21 protein-coding genes are annotated in these 24419 nt (G+C 65.0%); 8 read left to right on the forward strand and 13 right to left on the reverse strand.

What is annotated here, in order from left to right; genetic code table 11:
• Window positions 1-46: 46 nt before the first annotated feature.
• The gene (locus tag AC4FIJ_RS03860) at window positions 47-1324 is read right to left on the reverse strand and encodes a serine hydrolase domain-containing protein (RefSeq protein ID WP_490335396.1); all 1278 of its coding nucleotides are present in this window, start codon (window positions 1322-1324) and stop codon (window positions 47-49) included.
• Between the two features lie 208 nt (window positions 1325-1532).
• Between AC4FIJ_RS03860 and AC4FIJ_RS03865 the strand changes: the two genes are divergently transcribed.
• The 3 genes from AC4FIJ_RS03865 (at window position 1533) to AC4FIJ_RS03875 (ending at window position 6597) form a co-directional block, all read left to right on the forward strand.
• On the forward strand, window positions 1533-4232 hold the full coding sequence (locus AC4FIJ_RS03865; RefSeq protein ID WP_490335397.1) for a glycoside hydrolase family 3 C-terminal domain-containing protein: 2700 nt from the start codon (window positions 1533-1535) through the stop codon (window positions 4230-4232).
• A 124-nt stretch (window positions 4233-4356) separates the two neighbouring features.
• Window positions 4357-6201 carry a DUF885 domain-containing protein gene (locus AC4FIJ_RS03870; RefSeq protein ID WP_490335398.1) on the forward strand — a complete coding sequence of 615 codons (1845 nt, stop codon included), beginning with the start codon at window positions 4357-4359 and terminating at the stop codon, window positions 6199-6201.
• Window positions 6202-6309: 108 nt separating this feature from the next.
• Window positions 6310-6597 carry a hypothetical protein gene (locus AC4FIJ_RS03875; RefSeq protein WP_490335399.1) on the forward strand — a complete coding sequence of 96 codons (288 nt, stop codon included), beginning with the start codon at window positions 6310-6312 and terminating at the stop codon, window positions 6595-6597.
• A gap of 15 nt (window positions 6598-6612) precedes the next feature.
• Here the strand turns inward: AC4FIJ_RS03875 and AC4FIJ_RS03880 are convergent, their stop codons facing one another.
• From AC4FIJ_RS03880 to AC4FIJ_RS03905, 6 genes are all read right to left on the reverse strand, one after another.
• Window positions 6613-7902, reverse strand: a complete 1290-nt coding sequence (locus tag AC4FIJ_RS03880) for a transporter (protein WP_490335400.1) — start codon at window positions 7900-7902, stop codon at window positions 6613-6615.
• 34 nt (window positions 7903-7936) lie between these two features.
• A complete protein-coding gene (locus AC4FIJ_RS03885) occupies window positions 7937-8668 on the reverse strand; it encodes a hypothetical protein (RefSeq protein ID WP_490335401.1) in 732 nt (243 codons plus the stop codon).
• Complete coding sequence (locus tag AC4FIJ_RS03890; RefSeq protein WP_490335402.1) at window positions 8665-9369, reverse strand: C39 family peptidase; 705 nt, start codon at window positions 9367-9369, stop codon at window positions 8665-8667. The genes AC4FIJ_RS03885 and AC4FIJ_RS03890 overlap by 4 nt, the downstream gene beginning before the upstream one ends.
• Window positions 9366-9779: a hypothetical protein gene (locus AC4FIJ_RS03895; protein ID WP_490335403.1), complete on the reverse strand. Its 414-nt coding sequence runs from the start codon at window positions 9777-9779 to the stop codon at window positions 9366-9368. The genes AC4FIJ_RS03890 and AC4FIJ_RS03895 overlap by 4 nt, the downstream gene beginning before the upstream one ends.
• Before the next feature lie 64 nt (window positions 9780-9843).
• On the reverse strand, window positions 9844-10869 hold the full coding sequence (locus tag AC4FIJ_RS03900; RefSeq protein WP_490335404.1) for a hypothetical protein: 1026 nt from the start codon (window positions 10867-10869) through the stop codon (window positions 9844-9846).
• A 172-nt stretch (window positions 10870-11041) separates the two neighbouring features.
• Window positions 11042-12121 (reverse strand): helix-turn-helix transcriptional regulator, encoded by a 1080-nt coding sequence (locus tag AC4FIJ_RS03905; protein ID WP_490335405.1) that lies wholly within the window; start codon window positions 12119-12121, stop codon window positions 11042-11044.
• Window positions 12122-12648: 527 nt separating this feature from the next.
• Between AC4FIJ_RS03905 and AC4FIJ_RS03910 the strand changes: the two genes are divergently transcribed.
• The 4 genes from AC4FIJ_RS03910 to AC4FIJ_RS03925 all read left to right on the forward strand — a co-directional run bounded on the left by AC4FIJ_RS03910 (window position 12649) and on the right by AC4FIJ_RS03925 (window position 16883).
• The gene (locus AC4FIJ_RS03910) at window positions 12649-13782 is read left to right on the forward strand and encodes a serine hydrolase domain-containing protein (protein ID WP_490335406.1); all 1134 of its coding nucleotides are present in this window, start codon (window positions 12649-12651) and stop codon (window positions 13780-13782) included.
• A gap of 170 nt (window positions 13783-13952) precedes the next feature.
• Window positions 13953-14882 (forward strand): sterol desaturase family protein, encoded by a 930-nt coding sequence (locus AC4FIJ_RS03915; protein ID WP_490335407.1) that lies wholly within the window; start codon window positions 13953-13955, stop codon window positions 14880-14882.
• An 85-nt stretch (window positions 14883-14967) separates the two neighbouring features.
• Entirely contained in the window at window positions 14968-15840 is an 873-nt protein-coding gene (locus AC4FIJ_RS03920; RefSeq protein ID WP_490335408.1) for a class I SAM-dependent methyltransferase, read from the forward strand.
• Window positions 15837-16883, forward strand: a complete 1047-nt coding sequence (locus tag AC4FIJ_RS03925) for a glycosyltransferase family 2 protein (RefSeq protein ID WP_490335409.1) — start codon at window positions 15837-15839, stop codon at window positions 16881-16883. The genes AC4FIJ_RS03920 and AC4FIJ_RS03925 overlap by 4 nt, the downstream gene beginning before the upstream one ends.
• On the opposite strand, the gene AC4FIJ_RS03930 is transcribed toward AC4FIJ_RS03925, so the two are convergent.
• The 5 genes from AC4FIJ_RS03930 to glmU form a co-directional block, all read right to left on the reverse strand.
• Complete coding sequence (locus AC4FIJ_RS03930; RefSeq protein WP_490335410.1) at window positions 16780-18453, reverse strand: hypothetical protein; 1674 nt, start codon at window positions 18451-18453, stop codon at window positions 16780-16782. The genes AC4FIJ_RS03925 and AC4FIJ_RS03930 overlap by 104 nt on opposite strands.
• The gene (locus tag AC4FIJ_RS03935) at window positions 18453-19355 is read right to left on the reverse strand and encodes a lysylphosphatidylglycerol synthase transmembrane domain-containing protein (protein WP_490335487.1); all 903 of its coding nucleotides are present in this window, start codon (window positions 19353-19355) and stop codon (window positions 18453-18455) included. The genes AC4FIJ_RS03930 and AC4FIJ_RS03935 overlap by 1 nt, the downstream gene beginning before the upstream one ends.
• A 161-nt stretch (window positions 19356-19516) precedes the next feature.
• On the reverse strand, window positions 19517-21340 hold the full coding sequence (glmS, locus tag AC4FIJ_RS03940) for a glutamine--fructose-6-phosphate transaminase (isomerizing) (protein WP_490335411.1): 1824 nt from the start codon (window positions 21338-21340) through the stop codon (window positions 19517-19519).
• A 24-nt stretch (window positions 21341-21364) separates the two neighbouring features.
• Complete coding sequence (locus AC4FIJ_RS03945) at window positions 21365-21691, reverse strand: hypothetical protein (protein ID WP_490335412.1); 327 nt, start codon at window positions 21689-21691, stop codon at window positions 21365-21367.
• Complete coding sequence (gene glmU / locus AC4FIJ_RS03950; RefSeq protein WP_490335488.1) at window positions 21688-22992, reverse strand: bifunctional UDP-N-acetylglucosamine diphosphorylase/glucosamine-1-phosphate N-acetyltransferase GlmU; 1305 nt, start codon at window positions 22990-22992, stop codon at window positions 21688-21690. Before glmU ends, AC4FIJ_RS03945 begins: the two co-directional genes overlap by 4 nt.
• 138 nt (window positions 22993-23130) lie before the next feature.
• Between glmU and AC4FIJ_RS03955 the strand changes: the two genes are divergently transcribed.
• Complete coding sequence (locus AC4FIJ_RS03955) at window positions 23131-23841, forward strand: HAD-IA family hydrolase (RefSeq protein ID WP_490335413.1); 711 nt, start codon at window positions 23131-23133, stop codon at window positions 23839-23841.
• A gap of 218 nt (window positions 23842-24059) precedes the next feature.
• Here the strand turns inward: AC4FIJ_RS03955 and AC4FIJ_RS03960 are convergent, their stop codons facing one another.
• Window positions 24060-24302 (reverse strand): DUF2312 domain-containing protein, encoded by a 243-nt coding sequence (locus AC4FIJ_RS03960; protein WP_490335414.1) that lies wholly within the window; start codon window positions 24300-24302, stop codon window positions 24060-24062.
• Between the last annotated feature and the right edge of the window lie 117 nt (window positions 24303-24419).

The raw sequence follows: 24419 nt of genomic DNA on the forward strand, positions 1-24419 counted from the left end.
TTGTGAAGGCCAGCCTTCCCCGCTTCGCGCCAGCTGCCTTGCGCGCCTATTCGGGCGGGATACCCGCATAGTCCGCGCCATAGACGGCATCGCGGAAACCGTGATGCAGCGCATTGTCGAACGGCACCTTTTGCGTGGCGAAGACCACCGCCATGTCCTGCGCCGGATCGACCCAGAACAGCATCGAGGGAAAGCCGTCCCAGAAGAATTCGCCGACCGTGCCGCGGTTTTCCTCCGCCGTGGCAGGCGGAGCGGTGCGCACGAAGAAGTCGAGGCCGAAGCCGCCGCTCCCCTTGCCGGGCAGCCACATGCGGTTTTCGGTGGGGATGCGCGGGTCGAGCATGTCGGTCGACATCAGGCGGATCGTTTCGGGCTGCACGATGCGCTGGCCGTCAAGCTCGCCCTCGTTCAGCAGCATGCGGGCAAAGCGCATGTAATCGTCGACCGTGGTGACAATGCCCGCGCCGCCCATCGTCATCGGCTTGCCCGCGAAATTGGGTTCCAGCCAGATCTCGCGCGGCATGGGCTGCAGCGCGCCGCTTTCATCCGCGACATAAATGCGCGCGAGACGGTCCAGATCGCCGCTCTCGCGCTTCCACGCGCTGTCGGTCATGGCTAGCGGGGTGAAGATATTGGCCGCGACATAATCGTCGAACGCCATGCCCGACAGCACCTCGACAAGGCGGGCCTGCACGTCGACGCTGGCGGAATAGATCCAGCGGGTGCCCGGATCAGCCAGCAGCGGCACCTGCGCCATCTTTTGCGAAAACTGCGCCAGCGTGTTGTCGGGCGAAAGCGGCTGCAGCTGCGCCCAGACGACATCGGCCGGTTCCTCCGACCCGCCATAGGTAAAGCCCGCCGTGTGGCGCAGCACGTCGCGCACGGTGGGCGGGCGTAAGGGATCGCGCAGCACCGGCTGGCCGTCGGGGCCAAGCCCGGTCGCGACCTTCAGATCCTTGTATTCCGGCAGGTGCCAGTAGAGCGGGTCGTCGAGCCCGAACTTGCCCTGTTCCCACAATTGCATCAGCGCGATGCCGGTCACCGGCTTGGTCATCGAGAATATCTGCACCAGCGTGTCGCGCGCGAACGGGCGTTCGTCCTCTCGCGAGGCGAGCCCGGCGCTGTCGAAGCAGACCTCGCGTCCGTCCTTCCAGACAAGGGCGGAGGCCCCGACTGTCCGGCCCTGCGCCACCGCGCTGTCGAGGAAGCTGCCGATCGCGGCGCAATCCGGTGCGTAGCTGCGATCCGCCATATCGTTTGCAGCCGGCAGCGTCGCGCAGCCGGCCAGCGCGAGCGCGCCCGCCGATGCCAGTGCCTGTTTCATCATAGATCTGTCTCCCCACCCGAATCCGGCCGATCACGGCCCATCAGTCGCTACGCCGATCCCATGCTGGAACCTTGACGCGGCGGTATCTGTAACCCGCTTGCAGCGATAAATGGTAGCGCTAACTATTGACCCCCCGGGCGCTGCAAGGCACTGATCGCTTGAAGAATGAGCGGCGGCATCAAGACCGCCCATGGAGAGAGCCCCCGTGAAGCATCGTTTCAAGACTTTCGCCGTCCCCGTGATCCTGACGCTGACCACGGCGCTGACCACGGGCTGCGCGTCCACCGCCTCGCAGCCGCCTGCCGCCACCGCATCGGCCCCCACGGAAGACGCGGCCGGATACGCGGCCTATCTCGACACGTCGCTCGATTTCGAGACGCGGGCCAGGGATCTCGTTTCGCGCATGACGCTGGAGGAGAAGGCGAGGCAGGCGGGGCATACCGCGCCCGCGATCCCGCGGCTGAAGGTGCCGGGCTATAACTGGTGGAACGAGGGGCTGCACGGCGTCGCGCGCGCGGGCGTCGCCACCGTGCTCCCGCAGGCCATCGGCATGGCGGCGACATGGGACACCGAACGGATGCACGAAAGCGCGACCGTCATTTCCGACGAGTTCCGCGCCAAATATCTCGACACGCTGCAGCCCGACGGGTCGAGCGGGTTCTACCAGGGGCTGACCGTGTGGTCGCCCAACATCAACATCTTCCGCGATCCGCGCTGGGGCCGGGGGCAGGAAACCTATGGCGAGGATCCGGTGCTGACCGGCGCCATCGCCAATGCCTTCATCGGCGGGCTGCAGGGCGACGATCCGAAATATTACAAGACCATCGCCACGTCGAAGCATTACGCGGTGCATTCGGGGCCGGAACAGGGCCGCCATCAGCAGGATTTCCACCCGACCGCAAAGGATCTGGAAGAAACCTATCTTCCCGCGTTTCGCACCACCGTGATCGACGGAGAGGTCGGTTCGATCATGTGCGCCTATAACGCGCTCTACGGTATTCCCGCCTGCGCCAGCGACTTCCTGATGGAGGAGCGGCTGCGGCAGGACTGGGGCTTTGACGGCTATGTCGTGACCGATTGCGGCGGCGCGGCCAATATCTACCGCGACGATGCGCTGGCTTATGAGCGGGACCGCGTGAAGGGCGTCGCGCTGGGTTTCAAGGCGGGCATGGATGTCATCTGCGGCGATTACCGCGACGGGCTGAACACCGAGCCGGAGCAGATCGTCGAGGGCGTGCAGACCGGCGTGCTGCCGGAGGACGTGCTGGACCGCGCGCTGGTGCGCCTGTTTACCGCGCGCATGCAGCTGGGCATGTTCGATCCCTATGAAACGCTGCCCTGGGCGGACATCACCGCGCAGGATTTCGACACGCCGGAACACCGTGCCAAATCGCTGGAGATGGCGAAGGCCTCGATGGTGCTGCTGAAGAACGAGGGGAACCTGCTGCCGCTGAAATCCGCGCCGCGCCGGATCGCGGTGGTGGGACCGAACGCGGACAGTTTCGACACGCTGGTCGGCAATTACTATGGGACGCCCAGCGATCCGGTGACCGTGCTCGACGGGCTGCGGGCGCGTTTTCCCGACAGCCGGATCGACTATGTGCAGGGCACCGGCCTGATCGGCGCGCCCGAATCCGATGTCGATGCCTCGGTCCTGTGCGCCGATGCGGCGTGCACGCGGCCGGGCCTGACGGCGGAGCATTTCGACAACCGCGAACTGCAAGGCACGCCGACCGAGACCACGGTCGAGGAGCGGCCCTATGTCCAGTGGCGCAGCGACGGGCGCGAGACGTCGATCCGCTGGACCGGCTTCATCAAGGCGCCCGAGACGGGGACCTATAATTTCCGCTTCGCGTCCGAGAACGGTTACCGCGTCTATGTCGATGGCAAGCCGGTGGTCGAGGAATGGGGCGTGGGCGATGCGCCCTCGATCATGTCGGGCACGACCACGCTGGAGGCCGGGAAGATCTATCCGATCCGGGTCGAGGCATGGCAGCGCGGGCAGCGCGGCGAGCAGTTCCTTGTCTGGAACCGACCCGACGACACCGGCGCGCGCGCGGTCGAGGCGGCGCGGGATGCCGATCTGGTGATCTTCGTCGGCGGGCTGTCGGCGCGGATCGAGGGCGAGGAGATGAAGGTCGAGGCCGACGGCTTCGTGGGTGGCGACCGCACCAAGATCGACCTGCCGGCCCCGCAGCAGGCGTTGCTGAAACAGGTGCATGCGACCGGCAAGCCGATGGTCCTCGTCCTGATGAACGGCAGCGCGCTGGCGGTGAACTGGGCGGACCAGAACGTGCCCGCCATCGTCGAGGCATGGTATCCCGGCGGCAGCGGCGGTCACGCGGTGGCGCAGCTGATCGCGGGCGATTACAGCCCCGCCGGACGCCTGCCGGTCACCTTCTATCGCGGGGTGGACGATCTGCCGGGCTTTACCGATTATTCGATGCGCAACCGCACCTATAAATATCACACGGGCGAGGTGCTCTATCCGTTCGGGCATGGGTTGGCCTACACCAGCTTTGCCTATTCGGATCCGCAGGTTGTGGTGAACGCCGACGGCACGGTGACCGTCACGGTCGATGTCGCCAATACCGGCGCGATGGACAGCGACGAGGTGGTGCAGCTTTATCTGTCGCGTCCCGACCAGCCCGACCAGCCGATCCGTTCGCTGGCCGCCTTCGACCGCATCAGCCTTGCGCAGGGCGAGAAGCGCAGCGTGACCTTCACGCTGGACGAGCGCGCGCTGAGCACCGTCGATGCGCAGGGCGTGCGTGCCGTTCGGCCCGGACAGGTCGATGTGTGGGTCGGCGGCGGACAGCCGGTGTCGAGGCCGGGGCTGCAGGCCGCGCCGGGCGTCCGGGCCGGTTTCCGGATTGCCGGTGACGTGAAGGTGCTGCCGAAATAGGGCGATCCGTTCCGATCCCGGCGCGCGCGGCGGTGCCGCCGATTTGCGGCCAAGCTATTGATGGGCTTTTAAAAATCCGTCAAAGTTTCTAGGTTGCGCGCGTCACCGGAAAGGATTTGCCCGCATGTATCGTCTGCTTCCCGTCCTCCTTCTCGCCGGCTGCGCCGCACAGACGGAGGGCGTGCCCGCGGCTCCACCGGTGCAGGGCGCGCCATCGCAGACGGGGGGCACCGCGCAATCGACTGCGCAGCAGGATGCGCGCCTGCTGAATTTCCTCGACGCGGCCTTCGATGCGCAGGTGGCGCTCAGCCCGGAATCGCTGACCAGCCTGGGGTCGAAGCAGGATTACGGGAAGCTCGACGATTACACGCTGGAGGCGGAGGCGCGCTCGCTCGCGCTGGCCGAGCGGCAGCTGGCCGAGATGCGCGCGCAGTTCGATCCCGCGACCCTGGGGCCTTCGGCGCGGCTCAGCTATGAACTCTTCGAACGGCAGGTGGAGCGCGAGCGCGAGGGCGCGCGGTTCAGCGCCTATGCGTTCCCGGTGTCGACCAATGGCACCCCGGCGGGCGAGATACCCGTGTTCCTCATCAACCAGCACAAGATCGACAGCAGCGCCGATGCCGAGGCCTATATCGCCCGGCTGCGCGACAGCCAGCGCGTGATGAACGAGACGGTGGCGGTGATGCGGCAGCAGGCCGCGATGGGCATCGTGCCGCCCGAAATGGTCTTTGAACCCGCGACCGCCGATGCGCGCAGCATCCTGCAAGGCGCGCCTTTCACCGCGGGCGAGGACAATCCGCTGTGGGCCGATTTTCAGGAAAAGGTGAACGCGCTGGCGATTGCCGACGCGGAAAAGACCCGGCTGCTGAACGAGGGGCGCGCCGCGCTGGTCGGGCCGTTCCGCAGCGGGGTGGACACGCTGATCGCTGGCATCGCGGCGGTCCAGCCGCAGGCCAGGGGCAATGACGGGGCGTGGAGCCTGCCCGACGGCGATGCGTATTACGCCAACCGGCTGGCAGACTGGACCACCACCGACCTTACCGCCGACCAGATCCACGCCATCGGGCTGGAGCAGGTCGCGGCGATCCGCGCGGAGATGGAGGCGGTGAAGCGGGAGATCGGCTTTACCGGCACGCTGGAGGAATTCTTCACCGCGCTGCGCAGCGATCCGGCCTATAAATATCCCGACACCGCCGAGGGGCGCGAGAATTATCTTGAGGAAGCGCGCACGCTGATCGCGAACGTGATGGCCAAGGCCCCGCAATATTTCGAGCGCCTGCCCAAGGCCGCGCTGGAAGTGCGCGCGGTCGAGCCGTTCCGCGAGGATACGGCGTCGGTCGCCTTCTACAACCGGCCTGCGCCCGATGGATCGCGGCCCGGCATCTTCTATGTCAATCTGGCCGACATGAACCAGGTCAACCGCGTGCAGACCGACGCCATCGCCGCGCATGAAGGCGCGCCCGGCCACCATTTCCAGATCGCCCGCGCGCAGGAACTGGAAGGCCTGCCCAAGTTCCGCCGCTTTGGCGGGTACGGCGCCTATTCCGAGGGGTGGGGCCTGTATTCCGAACGGCTGGCGGACGAGATGGGCGTCTATACCACGCCCGAGCAGCGTTTCGGCATGCTGTCGCTGCAGATATGGCGGGCGATCCGCCTCGTGCTCGACACCGGCATTCATTCCAAGCGCTGGTCGCGTGAGCGGGCCATCGACTATTTCCGCGCGAACTCGCCCAATTCGGAGCGGGACATCAGGAAGGAAGTCGACCGCTACATCAACAATCCGGGGCAGGCGACCAGCTATATGATCGGCCAGCTGAAGATCGCGGAACTGCGCGCACGGGCCGAGCGCGAGCTGGGGCCGGATTTCGACATCCGCGCCTTTCACGAGGCGGTGCTGGGGCAGGGCGCGCTGCCGCTGGACGCATTGGAGCGGCAGGTCGATGCCTATATCGCCCGGGCCAGGGGTTGACCCCGCGCCGCCGAAGAACGCAGCGGTGATCCGGCGCCACGCCGTGCGCAGGACGGGCCCCGGCACGGCCCCCGGTATGGCCCCCGGTACGGCAAAGCCGTGATGGGGATGTTCGAGCATTTGGCTATCGCCGTGGTGCTGCAATTCGCGATCGCGCGGCTGACGCGCAGCTGGTGGCTGGGCGCGGGGATCGCGTCGGCCTATTTCGTCGGCCGCGAAATCGCGCAGGCGGAGTATCGCTGGATCGAGCTATATGGCGGCGGGCTTCGGGCGGACATGCCTTGGTGGGGCCCGTTCGACCTTCGGGTGTGGACCACCGCCGATCAATGGCTGGACTGGATTGGACCGGTGGCCGCGACGAACCTGATCGCATGGGTGATGCACCGGCGCGGTTGAAACCGATCCGCCCCTTCAGAACGCGAATGGTACGCGCAGCGTGGTGCGAAGGTCGGGCGCGTCTTCGGTCGCGCCGACTTCCACGGCCCAGTTGACGCTGATCCGGTCGGTCGCGCGATAGGTGATGCCGAACAGCAGCCGCCCCAGCTGAAGATCGCGCGACACGGTGTCGCGCACGTCGGGCCAGCTGGGCGTGGGGTCGAGCAGGCTGGTGGTCGTCCTTGTGCCAAAGGCCCATGTGTGGGCGTAGCCCAGGTTCACGCTGGTGCGCTGGTTGAACGAGATGCCGATGCCCGCCGATGCCGCGATGGAATCGCCCGGATCGACATAGGAAATCCGCACCGGCGGGATCACTGTGTCCACCGACCGTCCGAAGTTGAAATTATAGCCGAGCGTGCCGAACAGCACGACCGGATCGCTGGGCAGGATCGCGGTCACGCTGGGCGACAGCGCGAAGAAGCCCGCGCCCGTCGCGGCCTTGAGCGCGCGGCCCAGATCGTCGCGCGGAACGTCGAAAGGATCGGATCCGGTTGGGATCACGCCCTGCAGGTTCGCCAGCACATAAGGCGCCCCGTCGCGCCCGTCGATGATCTGGTAGCGCGCCGTGAGTTCGAGATCGCCGATGCCGTTACCCTTGACCGAATTGTTGATGGTCGCCGCCTCGTCATTGTTGGTGCTGCCCGCGATGGGCGCCACGATCGAGGTGTCGCTGCGATAGATGAACGGCAGGCGCGCGCCGATCTCGATACGGTCCGCAAGGCCATAGCGCAGGCCGAGGCTGCCGGTCAGTATGTCCTGACGGCTCTCGTTGATGTCGAACACGCCGATCAGCACCGCCTCGACCAGTTCGACGCCGCGGAACACCGCGCGGTTGCGGTCGGCGCGGGCGTAATCGAACTGCGCTTCGGCGATCAGCCGCCCGGTGGGGGTGACCACGCTGCTCTGGTTGTCGAGCACCGCGATCTCGATCGGGCGGTCGTCATCCTCGGGCGCGACGCCGACGCGTTGCAGGGGGACGGTTTCGTTGGGGGCGGACGCGGCCACCGCGGTTTCGGCGGGCGATGACGGGACGGCTGATGGGGCGGCGGGGGAAGCGGCGGCGACGGCGGGCGCGGCGCTGTCGAGGCGGCGGCGCAGTTCTGCGATCTCCTCGCGTTGGCGGTCGAGTTGTTCCTGTTGTTGGCGGATCATCTCCATCGCCCGGTCGAGCTCCGCGCGAATGTCCTCGCCGGGTTGCTGCGCGTGGGCGGCGGTGCCGAGCATGGTGCTTGCCATTATTGCCGCGATATTCGCCTTTGCCGACATGTCCCCCCCTTTTGCATCCGGACGCTCCGTCCGATCAAATCCGCGAACGCATGATCCCCAGTGAAACATCCTCGACCCGCAGCATCGCCGATCCCAGCACGTCGGGGCCGACATTGCCCAGTTCGATGGACAGGGTGGTGCGCGTGTCGATGGCGCGCTCGCTGCCGGTGTTGAGAATGGCCGATCCCAGCGCGCTGCCGGTCAGATGCATGATGCGGATGTCGGCGCCCTGCAGTTCGACGCCGCCCACGCGCTCGCCTACGATGCTGTGGATCACGCCATTGGGGGTGGCGACCGCCTCGGTCAGGTCGACGGGGTGCAGGCCGGCAATCGCGGCGGGCGTCTGGCCGTTGGCCGCAGCCGGTTCGATTTGTGGCGCTGGCCGCTGGACGGTGATGCTGAACCCGTTTTGCCGGTCATAGGACAGGCTGGGCCCGGAATATGGAGTAGCCTGGGGCCCGGCGGAGGTGCCGGTCTGCGCGGGCAGGGCCACGGTTTCGCCGTCGGCGGGAGCATAGGCCGCCACGACCGGCGCGCCCTCGGCGATGCGCGTCACGGTTTGCAGCACCACGCTGCCGTCCAGCGCGGTGACCGTGTCGATGCTGAGTGAGACGTCGATCCCGCCGGGCAGGCGAATGCCGCCGCGCTGCTGCGCCAGCACATCGTCGGGCACGGCGCTTGCCGCCGCGAACGGCCCCGCGCCGGTTTCGGCTGCTGCGCCCTGCACCGCGACCGCCTGCAGCATCATGGCCGCTTCCTCGATCATGAGATGTCCCGGTAGAACGGCGCGGCCAGCATCAGCGCCTGGTGGCTGACCGGCTCTGCCATGGGGCTTCCGATGGGGGCGCGGGCATAGCTGGCCCATTGCGCATCGGAACTGAAGCTGCGGCGCCCGCGCTCCTGTTCCTCGGTCAGCACGAAATAGATCGAGTTCCACGCCTGCAGGAATTCGTCCCTGGGCATGACCGTGATGCCCAGCGAGGGATCGCCTAGCAGAACCTCGTCCCCGCGAACGCCCTTTACGACCACGAAATGCCGGTATTGTTTGACTGCGATCAGCGCGATGCCGGGCACTCCGCTGGCCGCGATCTGGTCGAGGTCGACCTGATATCCATCCGCCGCCAGCCCGCGGCTGGCCAGCCACGATTTCATGTCGAGCAGCGAGAAGCCGAGCGCGCGGATCTGGTCCCTGTCGCCATGCGCCCACATGCCGCGAAAAGTGGTCTTCTCGTCCACGTCATAATCGTAGTGATAGCGCAGCAGGGTGGCGAGCGCGGCCGAGCCGCAGCTGAAATCATATTGCTGGGCAATGACGCCGGAAAAGCGGGTTTCCTGAAGCGATCGCACCGGAACGGCGATGTCGCCCGCGCCCGACATGCCCATGGCGAAACGCTTCGGGCCGCCGTCGACCTGCCCCGCGCATCCTGTCAGCGCAAGGGCGAGAGCGGTGACGAACAGGCGGATCACTGGCCCGGACTGATCGAGATATTGACGTTCATCGCCGCGTTGATCGCGACATTATTGCCGGTATTGACGTTCAGGATCGACAGGCCCGACATGTTCTGGAACGCATTGCCGTCGATCTCGGCAGCCCCGGTCACCGCGTGGTCGCCGACGCTGTTGTTCGCGACCCCGGCCTTCAGATCGGCCTGCGAATATTGCCGCGTATCCTCGCGCCCGGCGATGGATTGCAAGGTGTCGTCGGACACGGCGGCGCTGGCGAACGGGGCGCTGGTAAGTTCCTTGGGCTGGGCCTGTGCACTGGATGCGTGGGGTTCAGAATCGGGTCGGGCCGCCGCATCCTGCGCCAGCGCGGGCGGGGCGGACAGCGCGAGGGCCGCGGCTGCCGCAAGGCCGATCGACAATCTGCTTTTCATGTCTCTCTCCCCGGTCATGGCCGGCCCCTGCCGCAGGGCATGGGGCCGGCCATTGCCGATTGCTTCAGAAGCTGACGTCGCGGGTGGACACGGCCACCGAGACATTCGCGTTCTGTACGGATCCGACGCCCGTGTTCTGGTTCAGCGCCTGCATTCCGGCGAAATTCTGGAATGCACTGCCGCTGGTCGTCAGGCTGTTGTCCGCGGTGGCCATTTCGCCATCGGGGGCGCCCGATCCATAGGTGACGCCGACCCCGCTGACATAGCTGGACAGCGAGGCGGCGGCGACGATCGCGCCGTCGCCAAAGACCGATGCGCTGTCCGAGGCGTCGATCGAATGATCATTGCCCGAATCGCGCACCGTCATGGCCCAGTTGCTGACCGAGTTATCGGAGTTGTCGTTCATGCTGTCGTTGGTGGAGTTGTCGGAATTGTCGTTCATGCTGTCGCTGGTCGACTTGTCGTTGCCGACATCCCGCTGCTCGGTGACATAGCTGGCGTTTTGCCGGTTGTCGGAATTGTTCGAGCTGTCGTTCACGGTGCTACCGTTATTGGCCGCGAACCGCCCGCCCGATGCCGAGCTGTTGGCCGAATTGTCGCTGTTATCGCTGTTGTCGCTGTTGTTGCTGTTGTCGCTGTTGTTGCTATTGTCGTTGTTGCTGTTGTTGGTCGACTTGTCGTTCATCGCATCGGCGACTTCATAGGTGGAATTGTCCGAATTGTCGGTCATCGAGTTATCGGAGTTATCCGTCATCGAGTTGTCCGAATAATCGGCCATCGAATTGTCGGAATTGTCCGTCATCGAGTTATCCGAATTGTCGGTCATCGAATTGTCGGAGGCATCGACCCGCGAATAGTCGTTCCCCGAATCCCTCGTAGTGATCGAGTTGTCGGACGAATCGTTGTTCATGTTGTTGTTGTCGCTGGTGGCGGTGGAGCCTCCGTTGGCGCCGGTCTGGCCGCCGCTGGCCGCGCTATTGACGGAATTGTCCGAATAGTTGCGGTCGTTGTTGGTGTTGTCCTGCGCAAATGCCGGTGCGGCGATCAGCAGGGCTGCGAGAGAGCAGCCTTGAAAAAAAGCGGTCTTCATGGTCGGGCCTTCCTCTTCCAAAGTTGGCCACCCGCCCTTTTTGCGAATCCGGCGAGTGGAGCTGCATGGCAGCGTGCCAATGCTATCGACCAATCTCCTTTGCTGCTCCAACCCCCAGAGGTGGGTAAAAGAACACCCCCAAATGAAGGCGAGACTCTTATATGTATGTTACTTACATGACGGCATGTGCCATATTTGGCTGAAACAGCCTTGGTGCGCCTTTTAACAATAATGTTATCAGCTCTGTCTGGCGGCTTGTCTCGGTTTTGGCGAAGACCTGCTTGAGATAGGACCGGGCCGTCTGCTCCTGAATGCCCAGCCGTTCGGCTGCTTCCGCAAGCAGGTCTCCCGCCACCAGTGCGCAGGTCAGCTGGGTTTCGCGGTGCGACAGGCCGTGCAGGCGGCACACCGGCTCTATCATGGCGTTGAGGTTTTCCTCAGGATCGACCGCATGGGCGGTGATGACGGGTTCAGCCGTGCCGTTGCCTGCGGTCATCGGACCGGACAGCGCAATGCTCAGCGGGCGGCGGCGCCCCCTGCGAACGGCGAGAACGGGATTGAGGTCGACCTTGGCGCACGGACCCGCGCACAGATGTTCGATTGCGGCGTGCAGGCGCACGGTATCGGTCAGCGAAGCGCACACCAGTTGCTCGCCGCTGCGGCGCAAGCCGTCGCCTTGCGTGAAAATGGCCTCGGCAGCCGCATTTGCGTAGGCGATATGCGAATGGCAATCGAGAACGATCGTGGCCATGCCGCTTCCCTCGATCGCGCCATGCAGGCTGCGCACCGTTTGCTGGAGCCGCCGATTGGCGAGCATTTGCCGGAAGTGAGAGATAACGAAGGGGCGCAGCGTCTCGAGCGCGGCGGCCAGACCCTCACTCGCATCCCCGTTCGTCATCGGGGTGCCCGCGAGTGTCAGCGTGCCGTCGTCCAGCGGTATGGCGGCGACGAACATGCTGCTGCGCCATGAGACGCGGAACGAACCGGGTTCAAGCGGATCGTCACCCAGTTCCGCCAGAGTCATGATTGTCTGCATGCGGTGCCACTCGAAAGAGAAGCGATGGCCGGGATCGTCGCTGGCCAGCAAGACACTTTCGGCATGGGCGCCGTGCCAGATGGCGTAGAGTTCGGCACAGGCGCAAAAGCGGCGCAGAGCCGCGATCATCTCGTCGCCGTGCCCCGCATGATCGGGCAGATCTGGCCATGCCTCCGCCTCCGCCGGCGCCGCGGCGTTGAGGTGGCGGGATTGCATGTCCCGCCGCATATCGGAAACTATCGAATCATATGCCACGCCGCGTCCCCCGCAAGTGACTTCACATCGTCAGCAAGAGAGGCGAGCGAGAGCGGCGGCCCCGTATGGAGCCGTCAGGCAATCACGAAATCGTTCCTCTCCATTCTTGCAATGTCGGCTGCACATCCGTGCGGGCGTAAACATGTCGCCCGTCATTATGACGGATGGTCAGTGGTCGGTCTGCAAGCCCTGGCCTGAGCGCGCGGCAAGCACGAAGGCCTTCCCGCTCTGGCATTTGCCCGTCAATTTAAGGTCGGATGCGAATTTTGCGAGTATCCTTACGGGGTAATGCCGGGATCAAATTCTCGCCCAGCCCGCTGCGAACCGCCGCCTGCTGCCATCCGCCTTGCGTCGGCGCGCCCGTCTCCAGCATTGCGAATTCGGTGACCCGCGATCTGGCTGGCTCCTGTTCCGCCTGAAGCGCAGGCGATGACAGCGGACCGGTCTGTGGTAGATATGGACCGACAGGATGCGCCGGGTGCGAGATCGTGCAGCGAAACAAGCTTTGCCTGAATGCGGTCGCGGCGGCGATGCTGGCTGCGCTTGCCGCACCCGCTGCCGCCGATCCCGGCGGTGCCGCGCCGCCACTGGAAGACGCATCTGCCCGCACTGCCGAGGTGATGCGGGCCGCGGGGCTTCCCGGCGAACTGGTCGTCACCGATGTCGCGGGGGCGGAGCGGTCGTTTGCATTCGGGCTGGCCGACCGCGAAGCAGGGACCCCGAACAGGATCGGGCAGCCATGGATCTGGGCATCGGTCACCAAGCAGGTCACCGCCACGCTGGTGATGCAGGAGGTCGATCGCGGCCGGATTTCCCTCGACGCCCCCGTCGGGAAATATCTTCCGGCGTTCGGGGGCAATCGGGAAATCACCATACGCGAATTGCTGCAGCACCGCTCCGGCCTTCCCAATCCCTCCGCCGACGCGGCATCGGGGTTCTACACGCAATCCGGCGAACACATCACGGACCGGGGCCGCACCGCAGGTTTTTGCGCGGGCCCGACGGCCAAGGCAAACGGCGGTGACTGGGAATACAACAATTGCGATTACATGGTGCTGGGCGCCGTCCTCGAAGCCGTGACGGGTCTGGGCTATGACGCGCTTGTGGAGGAGCGCCTCGTTCGGCCGCTGGGGCTGGACGGGCCGCATCTGGCCGTCGACGGGGCCGCCTGGGGCGGCGCTGCGGCAAGGGGGTATGGCGCGTCCGGGCGGGTGGCCGAGATCAATGTCGCGACCGGCGGCGCTGCCGCGGCGCTGCTCGGCACCGCGCGCGATCTCGCTCGTCTCGACCGCGCATGGATGGGGGGCGGCCTGCTGTCGGCTGAGGCCCGCGACATGGCGTGGAAGGGCGATCCCGCGCTCGGCTTTATGGCGCTTGGCGTGTGGTCTTATCCGGCGGGACTGAACGGATGCGCCGCGCCCGTGCATCTGGTCGAACGGCGCGGTGATTTTGGCGGGACCCAGGTTCGCAACGTGATCGCGCCATCGCTGGGCCGGGCCGTGGTGCTGTTCACCAACGATGCCTCGGCAGAATTCGGCGAGGTGTGGCAGGCCAAGGGCCTGACCTATGATCTGCTGTCGGCGGCCTTTTGCCCAGACCCTGCGAACTTGCGCGAAGACTGACAAGCCGAAGTATCGCGGGCGATGACAGGCCCGTTTTACCCGCCCTTAACTTTGTTTCCGTAATGTCCGAAGCCAAGGCATGGAGTGATTTGTTCTGCCGAACGGGATCGAACAGGCGCGATCAAGGAGAAGTTGAGAGTGTCTTTTTCAGGTCGCGCAGTGCATGATGCATGCCTGTTTACTATCGATACTGCATCGCCCGGGCGTGCATCGGTGTCGGGCAGCGCGACGAAGACGGCAGGGACCGGAGCTTTCGGGTGATGAATTTCCTCGACAACTATCTCGACAAGCTGATTTTCCTGGTCAGCGCGGCGTTGGTCTTCATTCCGCTCGAACGCGTGTTTCCGCGGGTCAGGCGGCAGGGCTGGATCCGCGACAATCTCAAGCTCGACGTGATGTACATGTTGCTGGGGGCGGTTGCGATCATGCTGCTTTCGGCCATCTTCATCACCGTGGCGGTCGTCCTCCTCGGTCCGCTGGTGCCGGAATCGGCCCGGTCCTTCGTCCGCTCGCAGAATTTCGTGGTGCAGGCGCTGATGCTGATCGTCGCGGGGGATCTGTATTATTACTGGGCCCACCGGCTGTTTCATACCTTGCCGGTCCTGTGGAAGTTCCATGCCATTCATCATTCGATCGAGGACATGGACTGGATCGCGGCGCACCGCACGCATCCCGTCGATACCGCGATCACGAATTCGGGCGCGTTCATCATTGCGCTGCTGTTCGATTTCGGCGCTTTGGCGATCCTGATCTTTGGCGTTCAGTTTTCATGGCATTCGCTGCTGAAGCATTCGAACGTGTCGGTAAGCTGGGGACCTCTGCGCTGGCTGTATCTGACGCCGACCTTCCATCACTGGCATCACGCCAATGTCGAAGAGGCCTATGACAAGAACTTTGCCGGCCAGCTTCCCGTCTGGGATCTTGTGTTCGGCACCGCCATCATGAAGCAGGACGAGGGCCCGGACAGATATGGCGTGAACGACCCGGTGCCGAGGACCTTTCTGGGGTCGCTGGCCTATCCCTTCAAGCCCCGGCAGACCGGCCGGGAAGAGGCGGAGCCGGCCGATGCCGTCGTGCCCGGAAACGCGGTCGCGGATTGACGCGAACGGCGGCCTTCGCACGCATGATTTCGCACCCAATCCCCATGTGCCATGCACCGGCGAGCAACGAGAGTGGTTTTCACCGATGATGCAGGAAAACGCCGCCGGGTTTGAGCCGGAACTCGAACAGGCCTGCTGTCCGATGTGCGAAAGCGCGAAGAGCGAGCCGACGCCCTACGGGAAGGCGCCGTTCGCCCTGCGGCGATGCAGCGACTGCCGCCTATGGTTCCTCAGCCCGCGGCTGCCCGAGCCCGAGATGATGCGCTATTATGCCGGGCAGGGCTATTTCCAGTCCGAAGGGCAGGGCATCGGCTATTCGGGCTACGAAGAACAGGCAGACGCCCTCAGGCAAACCTTCGCCCTGCTGATGCGGACGCTGGACCGGGCGGGTGCGGCGCGCGGCGATCTGCTGGAGGTCGGGGCGGGTCTTGGCTATCTGCTTTCCGAGGCGGGCGATTACTTCGACACCGTGAGCGGCGTGGAGATGTCGGCAGGGGCGCGGGCGAAAGCGGCGCAGGTTTCGGGCGCAACGCTTTATGAAAGCCTGGATGATCTGGATCCATCGCAGACATTCGACTGCATTGTCGCGACCCATGTGATCGAGCATGTCTATGACCCGGTCGGCTTTGCCACACGTTTGAAGCAGCATCTTGCGCCGGGCGGTGTGCTGGTACTGGCCGCGCCGCACATGGGCAGCGTCTTTCGCAAGGCGATGGGCAACCGCTGGCCGTCCTTCAAATATCCCGAGCATGTCGCCTTCTACGATGAGGACACGCTGCGTTCGCTGTTCGAGCGGGCAGGCTTTGGGCAGGTGACGCGGCTGCCCTATCCGCACGCCTTTCCGCTTTCGCTGATCCTGAACAAGCTTGGCCTTCCGGCACCGCGCTGGACGGCACGGTTCAATCTCAAGCTGCCTGCAACGACGGTGTGCTACATGGGCAGACGAGGTGTCTCATGAATAATCCTGCGCCTTTCCTTTCGCTGGTCATCCCCGCCTATCGCGAGGCCGAGGGCCTGAAGGCCGCGTTCGAAATCATCCGGCAGCACACCGAGCCGCTGGCGCGGTGGGAATATATCATCGTGGACGATGGCTCGACCGACGATACGTGGAAGGTGATCGAGCAGCTGGCGACCGCGCACAAGGAGGTCGTCGGCCTTTCCCTGTCGCGGAATTTCGGCAAGGAGGGGGCCATCGCGGCGGGGCTGTCCGCTGCGAAGGGCGATGCGGTCGTCGTCATGGATGCCGACCTGCAGCATCCGCCGCAACTGATCGGGAAAATGATCGAGCTTTGGCGCGGCGGGGCCGAAGTGGTGAATACGCACAAGAGCTCGCGCGGCAAGGAAGGCAGCCTCAAGCGCTGGCTGGTGCATTGCTATTTCGGCTTCTTCTCGCGGCTGGCAGGCATGGAGATCGGCAATGCCGCCGACTTCAAGCTGCTCGACCGGTCGGTCGTCGATTGCATGAAGAAACTGCCCGAACGCACCCGGTTCTTCCGGGGGCTGGTGGCTTGGGTGGGGTTCCGTCAGGAGACCATCGCATTCGACGTCGCGGCGCGCGAGATCGGCACGGGCAAATGGTCGTTCACCAGGCTGGCGCGGCTGGCGATCGAATCGATCATGGTCTTCAGCAGCCTGCCGATGCAACTGATGACTCTGGTCGGGGGGCTGTTCGCCCTTCTGGCGGTCGGCCTCTCTATCCGAACCGTGTGGCTGCTGTGGACCGGGCAGGCCCTGCCGGGGTTCGCCACGGTCATCCTGCTGCTGATCGTGATCGGATCGATCCTGATGATCGGACTGGGGATCATCGGCATGTATCTCGCCAAGATCTATGACGAGGTGAAATCCCGCCCCGGCTTCATCGTCCGGGAGGTCGCGTCGGCGCATGACCCTGCGACAATCATTCCGGCGCAGGATAGCGATACAGTTCGAACGATCCCAGCCGCTGTGGCGCAGGCGAGCGTGCCTGAACGGCCTTCAAAAGCTCTGCGCCTTGCGGAGTGAGATATTTGTCGTTCGGCTTGTGGACGACGAATAGCGGGGCGGCCTTATCCAGCGCGGCGATGGCCGCTTCGACATCTGCCGCAGTCTTGAGGCCCAGCTGGGTGCCGTAATAGGGCACCGGGGACCGGCGGGCCGTCATGAAATTGATCTCGGGGTTCATCTGGACGGTCATCAGGGCTTCGTCCGCGCCGGAACCGCGTTCTATCGCCTCGATGATCTGCGCATATTCCGCGCGGCTGTCCTCGCCGATGCGGAGCGAGACCCGTGGCAGGTCGCTGGCGACATATGGCTCATAGGCTTCGCTTGCGACGATACTCGCCAGACTGCGATCGATCGGCCGCGCCGCCTGAAACAACACGGCCCATGCCGACAGGGCCGCAACACCGGCGAGCACGGCAGGCCGGTTCGACAGACTGATAAGCGCGAGGATGGCGGGAGCGACGGCCATCATCAGATACACCGGGATCTGGTAATGAAGCGCGCTGCACGCCCAGACCGCCGCCAGCATGACCTTCGGAGACAGGGACAACCCGTCGCGCAATCTGACGACGGCGAGGATCCCCACCACCGGGAAGATCAGCAGCAGCGCCGTCCAGGCGGTGCCGGATATCGCGCCGACGATGCCGGTCCGGAACAGGTTTGCCAGCGCCAGCACGAGTATATCGGAGTAGCTGCGCGCCGATATGAAGTCCTGATTGTTGATGACGAGCGCAGAGAACAGGATGTCGTGTAGCCAGTCGCCAAATGCCCCGACCATCGCCATGAACAGCGCGACCGGAAGGCCCGCCAGCAGGAACCCCGCGCCCAGCAAGAGGGCAAGCCTGAAAAACCCGCCCCAGTTCAGGCGAGCCCTGAACGTCAGGATGGCGAGCAGCGCCAGCGGCCAGATCCCGATCAAAAGCAGGCCGAACAGATGACCCTTGGACATGACATAGGCCGCGAGACCGAGCAGAGGCACGCCGCCCAAAATGAGGGCCGGAACGCGGCTGGCCGATCTGTCGTCCCTGCACTCGGACAGCAGGACTGCGATCAGTCCGATGGCGAGAAAGACCCCGCTCAATTGCCGGGTGAAGAAGGCGATACCGACGATGAAGCCGGCCAATAGCAGGCGCGAGGCCGATCCGGCCTGCCTCTTGGTCAGGCAGAGCGCAAGCGCGAAAAACGCAGCCAGCGCGTGCCAGTTGGCGCTGGGGTTGAGGAACTGGATGAAGGAAAAGGCGGTCACGGCAAAAGCGCCGATGAATGCGGCCATGTTGCCCTGCGGCCTGAGCAGCCAGAGCGCGGCTGCGCCCTGCAGCAGCGTCAGCACGACCAGCGGATAGCGCAGGCTGAGCAGATCCTCGCCGAAAACGAAAAAGGCGAGGATGTTGAGGAGATTGCCATAGCCCGGATGAATATCGATCAGATCCCTGTGGATCGTGTCGCCGGCCAGGAAACGCTGTGCGACATAGGCATAGACACCCTCGTCCGGGCCCCACCAGAACTGGTCGTGGAAATGGAACAGGATCAGGCCGCTGAGCAGCAGCCAGAGAAAGCCCAGCCCTGCAAAACCCATCGTATCGCGCTGCATCACGATGCTCTCTCGGCCAAGAGCGTGAGTATGGCCAGTCCGACCAGTGTCGCCGCCACCTGCGTCAGCCCGAACATGATCGACATGGCGACGGCGATATTCTCATCGATGCCGATCAGGGGCAGGCTGACCATGGCGGCCAGCTCCCGGCTTCCCCAGCCGCCGATGGAAACCGGCATGGCGGCTGCGAGCAGAAGGGCTGGAAACACCGCCAGCAACGCAAGCGGGGAAACGAACTCGCCCGCCGAGTGAAGCAGCAGATAGGCGATCGCGGTCGCCGCAACATGTCCCACCAGCGAGAGGCCGAGAAGCGAGCCCACGAACTTGCCGAGGCTGCGCGTGCTGCCCGCAGCAGGGAGGAAGACATAGAGCGCGACCGACAGCGCGGCAGCCAGCAGCACAGCCATGATGGCCAGTCCGTCCGGGACGAGCGATGGCGCGGCAAGCGCGCCGGTGGCAGCCGCCAGCGCCAGTGCCACCAGACCCGCCAACCGGTCCGAAATGCCGATATTGACCGCCAGCCTTGTGTCCACGCCATGCTTTCGTATCAGCCAGACCCTGCCCGCATCTCCCAACAACCCGGTCGGCAGCAGCAGATTGGCAAGCGTGGCGCCGAACGTCATCCGGCAGACAATGAGGGCGAAGAGACCGGCGAAGCCCTGTCCTTGGAAAAGCACGATGAACCGCCACGACAGCAGAACCACGATCGCAATATGCAGCGCGACGGCTGCCGCGATGGCAGGCACCGAGAATTCCGACATCGCATCCAGCACCTTTGCGGTGTCGATCTGCGAGATGATGATCGCCAGCAATCCGATGAAGCTGGCGATCTGGACGAGAGGGATGACGGGACTGCGCTTTTTCGGCTGGATGGCGGGATCGGATTGTCGAACCACATTCATAGAGCTCACCGATCCACATGCGTGCAACCCGGGCAGTGCCCGGTGTCCAAATCCGCGGGGCTTAGTCTAGTAGCACGACCCGATTTACAATCCGATAATCAGCATGTCGCGGGCGGAACCCGCGCGTTGAAACAGGCTTGCGACCGCACCGATGGAACCCGTCATTCCACCGTGACGGATTTGGCCAGGTTGCGCGGCTGGTCGACGTCGGTGCCCTTGGCCACCGCCACGTGATAGGCGAGGAGCTGGACCGGAACGGCGTAGACCAGAGGCGCGATCAGCGGGTGGACCTTGGGCATTTCGATCGTGGCGAGACAGCCTTCGCCCGCTTCGGCAAGACCTTCGGCATCGCTGATCAGCACGATCTTGCCGCCGCGCGCGCGAACCTCCTGCATGTTGGACACGGTCTTTTCGAACAGCGGGCCCGACGGGGCGAGGACGACCACGGGGACAAGATCGTCGATCAGCGCGATGGGGCCGTGCTTCATCTCGCCGCTGGCATAGCCTTCGGCATGGATATAGCTGATTTCCTTGAGCTTGAGCGCGCCTTCCAGCGCGAGCGGATAATCCGGTCCGCGGCCCATGTAGAGCACGTCGCGCGCGGGCGCGATCAGATGCGCCATGGCGGCGATGTCCTCGTCATGGTTCAGCGCTTCGTTGAGGCAGGCGGGCGCTTCCAGCAGATGATCGACGATGGCGCGTTCTTCCGCCTCGCTCAGCCGGCCCTTCTTGACCGCGAAATGCGCGGCGAGCGCGGCCAGTACGGCAAGCTGGCAGGTGAACGCCTTGGTCGAGGCGACGCCGATCTCGGGCCCCGCGTGGGTCGGCAGCAACAGGTCTGCCTCACGCGCCATGGAGCTTGTCGGCACGTTGACGACGACCGCGATGGTCTGCCCTGCCTGCTTGCAATGGCGCAGCGCCGCCAGCGTGTCGGCGGTCTCGCCGCTTTGCGAGATGAACAGCGACAGCCCGCCGGGTTCCAGCACCGGGTCGCGGTAGCGGAATTCGGAGGCCACATCGATGTCGACGGGCACGCGGGCGAACGTCTCAAACCAGTATTTCGCGACCATGCCGGCGTAGTAGCTCGTCCCGCAGGCGACGATGGTGACGCGGTCGATGCGGCTGATGTCGAAATCGATCTGCGGCAAAGCGACGGTGCGTTCCAGCTGGCGGATATAGCTGCGCAGGGTCTGCGCCACCACGGTCGGCTGCTCGAAGATCTCCTTCTGCATGAAGTGGCGGTAATTGCCCTTCTCGATCGCGACGGCGCTGGCGCCCGACTTGACCACGGGGCGTTCGACCGGGTTACCATCGGCGTCGAAAATCTGCGCACCATCGCGCGTGACGATCGTGAAGTCGCCTTCTTCCAGATAGGTGATATCCTGCGTCAGCGGAGCCAGCGCCAAGGCGTCGGAGCCGAGAAAGGTCTCACCGTCGCCGAAGCCGACCACCAGCGGAGAGCCCAGCCGCGCGCCGATCAGCATGTCGGGATGCTGGCGAAACGCCACAGCCAGCGCGAAGGCGCCGCGCAGCATGGGCAGGACCTCGCGCACCGCTTCCTCTGGCGTCATGCCCTGTTCGATGCGGCTGGACAGCAGATGGACGACGACTTCGCTGTCGGTCTCGCTTTCGAACTGGCGGCCCTGCGCGATCAGTTCCTCGCGCAGGGGGCGGAAATTCTCGATGATGCCGTTGTGGACCAGCGCGACCTCGGCAGTGGCGTGTGGGTGGGCATTCGCCTCGGTCGGCGCGCCATGCGTGGCCCAGCGGGTGTGCGCGATGCCGACATCGCCGGGGGCGGGGCGGGCCGCGACTTCGCGGGCCAGATTGGCGAGCTTGCCCTCGGCCCGGCGGCGCACCAGCGTATGATCGCTGATGGTGCAAAGCCCCGCGCTGTCATAGCCGCGATATTCCATGCGGCGCAGCCCGTCGACCAGCCGCTCCGCCACGGGCTCTGCGCCCACGATGCCGATGATACCGCACATTGAACTTCTGTTCCTTCTGGCCCGTCAGTGCGGGAAATTGGTGTCGACGAAATGGCGCGTGAATTCGCGCGGATCGGGCTGCTTGCCGTTCGCCTGCAGGAACTTGACGCGGCCCTTGTCCCACACTTCGCGAATGGCCCTGTCCATGCCGGGGCGGAAGTTCATTCGCCGCTCAACGATGGAGCGCCAGCTGCCGGTCTGGCCGAACGCCTTGTGGAACTGCGGTTCCATCGATGTCAGCGTGCTGTCGGCCACCGGGTCCAGATTGCCGGTCGCCGCCAGCACATAGGCATCGAGCAGGCGCAGGAACGGCTTGTTGTCGTACCTTGTATTTGGCGCAGGCGTCGTCACTTGCCTTCCTTCTTCTTCTTTTTCATCGCATCGTGGAATCGGTCGGCCCAGCCGGGTTTCACCAGCTGCTCGCCGCGCACCATGCGCAATTCTCCGTCACCGACGTCGCGGGTGACCGCGCTGCCCGCCCCGACGATGGCATCCGCGCCGATCTTCAGCGGCGCGATCAGGGCCGAATTCGATCCGATGAAGGCGCGCTCGCCGATTTCGGTCCGGTGCTTGAAATAGCCGTCGTAATTGCAGGTGATCGTGCCCGCCCCGATATTCGCGCCCGCCCCGATGGTGGCATCGCCCAGATAGGAAAGATGGTTGGCCTTGGCCCCTTCGCCCAGCGTGCTGTTCTTCATCTCGACGAAATTGCCCAGCTTCGACCCCGGCTCCATCACCGCGCCGGGGCGCAGGCGGGCATAGGGGCCGACGTCGCAGCCCTTGCCAACAACGGCGCCTTCCAGATGGCTGAAGGCGCGGATCGTGGCGTTGGCGGCGACTTTCACGCCCGGGCCGAACACGACATTGGGTTCGACGACGACATCCTCGGCCAGCTCGGTGTCCCAGCTGAAGAATACGGTTTCGGGGGCGCGCAAAGTGGTGCCCGCGTCCATCGCCTCGGCTCGGCGGAAATCCTGCCACTGCGCTTCGGCCTCGGCCAGTTCGGCGCGGCTGTTGATGCCTGCGACTTCGCCGGGATCGTCGGTTTCCACCACCGCGCAGGGCCGGCCGTCGGCGGTGGCGAGATTGACGATGTCGGGCAGGTAATATTCGCCCTGCGCATTGTCGTTGCCGACCCGTTCCAGCAGAGCGAACAGCGCATCGCCGCGCACCGCCATCACGCCGGAATTGCACAATGTGCAGGCCCGTTCCTCGTCGCTGGCGTCCTTGTGCTCGACCATTTTGGCGATGCGGCCACCGTCTTCGGCGATGATGCGGCCATAGGACTTGGTGTCGCCGGGGCGGAAGCCCAGCACCACCGCGGGCGGCGCGTCATCGGCGTGGAGGCGGCGCTGCATCGCCTGCATCGTCGCGCCGCGCAGGAAGGGCACGTCGCCATAAAGGATCAGCACATCGCCCGAAAAACCGGCCAGCGCCTCGCGCGCCTGCAGCACCGCGTGGCCGGTGCCCAGCTGCCGGTCCTGCACCGCGAAATCGGCCTTGCCCTTCAGCGCGCCCTCGACCTGTTCGCGCAGATCGCCGGTGACGACGATGAAGCGCGTGGGATTGAGCGCGGCGGCGCTGGCCATCAGGTGCTCGATCATCGGACGGCCCGCGATGGGGTGGAGCACCTTGTGCAGCGCGCTTTTCATGCGCGTGCCCTTGCCCGCGGCAAGGATGATGACGGCAAGCTGGTTCGTTTCTGTCACGGCGGTCCCGGTAATCAGGGGTTGGTCAGGGTTGCGGGCAGGCTTGCCAGCAAATTGTTGCGGTTTCCATAGGCACAAGGCATGCGCGCACAGATGTCCGAACGTCCCGAACCCGCAATCCGTTTCCGGCCCATCCGCTTTGCCATCGTCGGCTTCGACCTCGACGGCACGCTGCTCGATACCGCACCCGATATCGCGCATGCCCTGAACCACGCCTTGCGCGCGGCGGGCAGGCCCGCGCTGCCGCTTGACGAGGTGCGCCCGATGATCGGCGGCGGGGCCAAGAAGCTGCTGGCCAAAGCGCTGGGCCAAGGGGCGCGCGTGCCCGAGGACGAGCTGGCGCCGCTCTACCGGATGCTGCTGGACCATTACGCCGCCCATATCGCGGTGGAGACGCGGGCCTATGACGGGCTTGAGCGGGCGCTGGACGCGCTTGCGGAGCAGGGCGCCGTGCTGGGCGTGGCGACCAACAAGCTGGAAGCCTTGGCCGCCGATCTGCTGGGGCAGATGGGGCTGGCGGACCGCTTTGCCGCGATCGTCGGCGGCGACACGCTGGGGACCGACCGTGCCAAGCCGCTGCCCGACATGCTGCACCACATGGCCGAGGCCTGCGGCGGCGGGGAGATGGCCTTCGTCGGCGATTCGGCGTTCGACATGAAGGCGGCGCGCGCGGCGGGCGTGCCGGGGATCGCGGTCAGCTTCGGCTATCCGGGGATGGCGGTCGCGGCACTGGGCGCGGACCGGGTCATCGACCATTACGACGAATTGCTGCCCGTCCTGACTGAATTATAGGCGCCGAACTATAGGCGCGAAAAGTGACAACGGTGACACGTCCTACAGGCACTGTCACCCGCCGCAAACCCGCGGGATTGCGCGCTTTGCGGGCCAAAAGTGACACATCGACCTGCGAGAGAGAATTACGCGTGAAAGAGCCGCGGCGGAAGAATCGCGCCGCGGCCTCAATCGCCATTTTGCCGGATGTAGGACAGTAAAACCCGTCAGGTCGGCGGTCAGCCGATGCCGAGCGCGGCCTTGTAGGTTTCGAGGATCAGTTCCATCTCGCGGCGGTCGTCGGCGTTCATCTTGCGCAGGCGCACGATCTGGCGCATGATCTTGACGTCGTAGCCGACCGCTTTCGCCTCGGCATAGACGTCACGGATATCGTCGGAGATCCCCTTCTTTTCCTCTTCGAGGCGTTCGACGCGCTCGATCAGAAGGCGCAGGCGATCGTCGGTGTTTTCGGCTTCGGCCATCGGGTCAGCTCCGGTGAGAATCAATCAGGGAATCGCGAAAGAGCGGCCTGATAGGCAGCGAGGGCCCCCGGGTGAAGACGCGGCGCGGCAAGTTATCCCCATGGCGTGGATAAGTGG

The sequence above is a fragment of the Croceicoccus sp. genome (genome assembly GCF_983967925.1).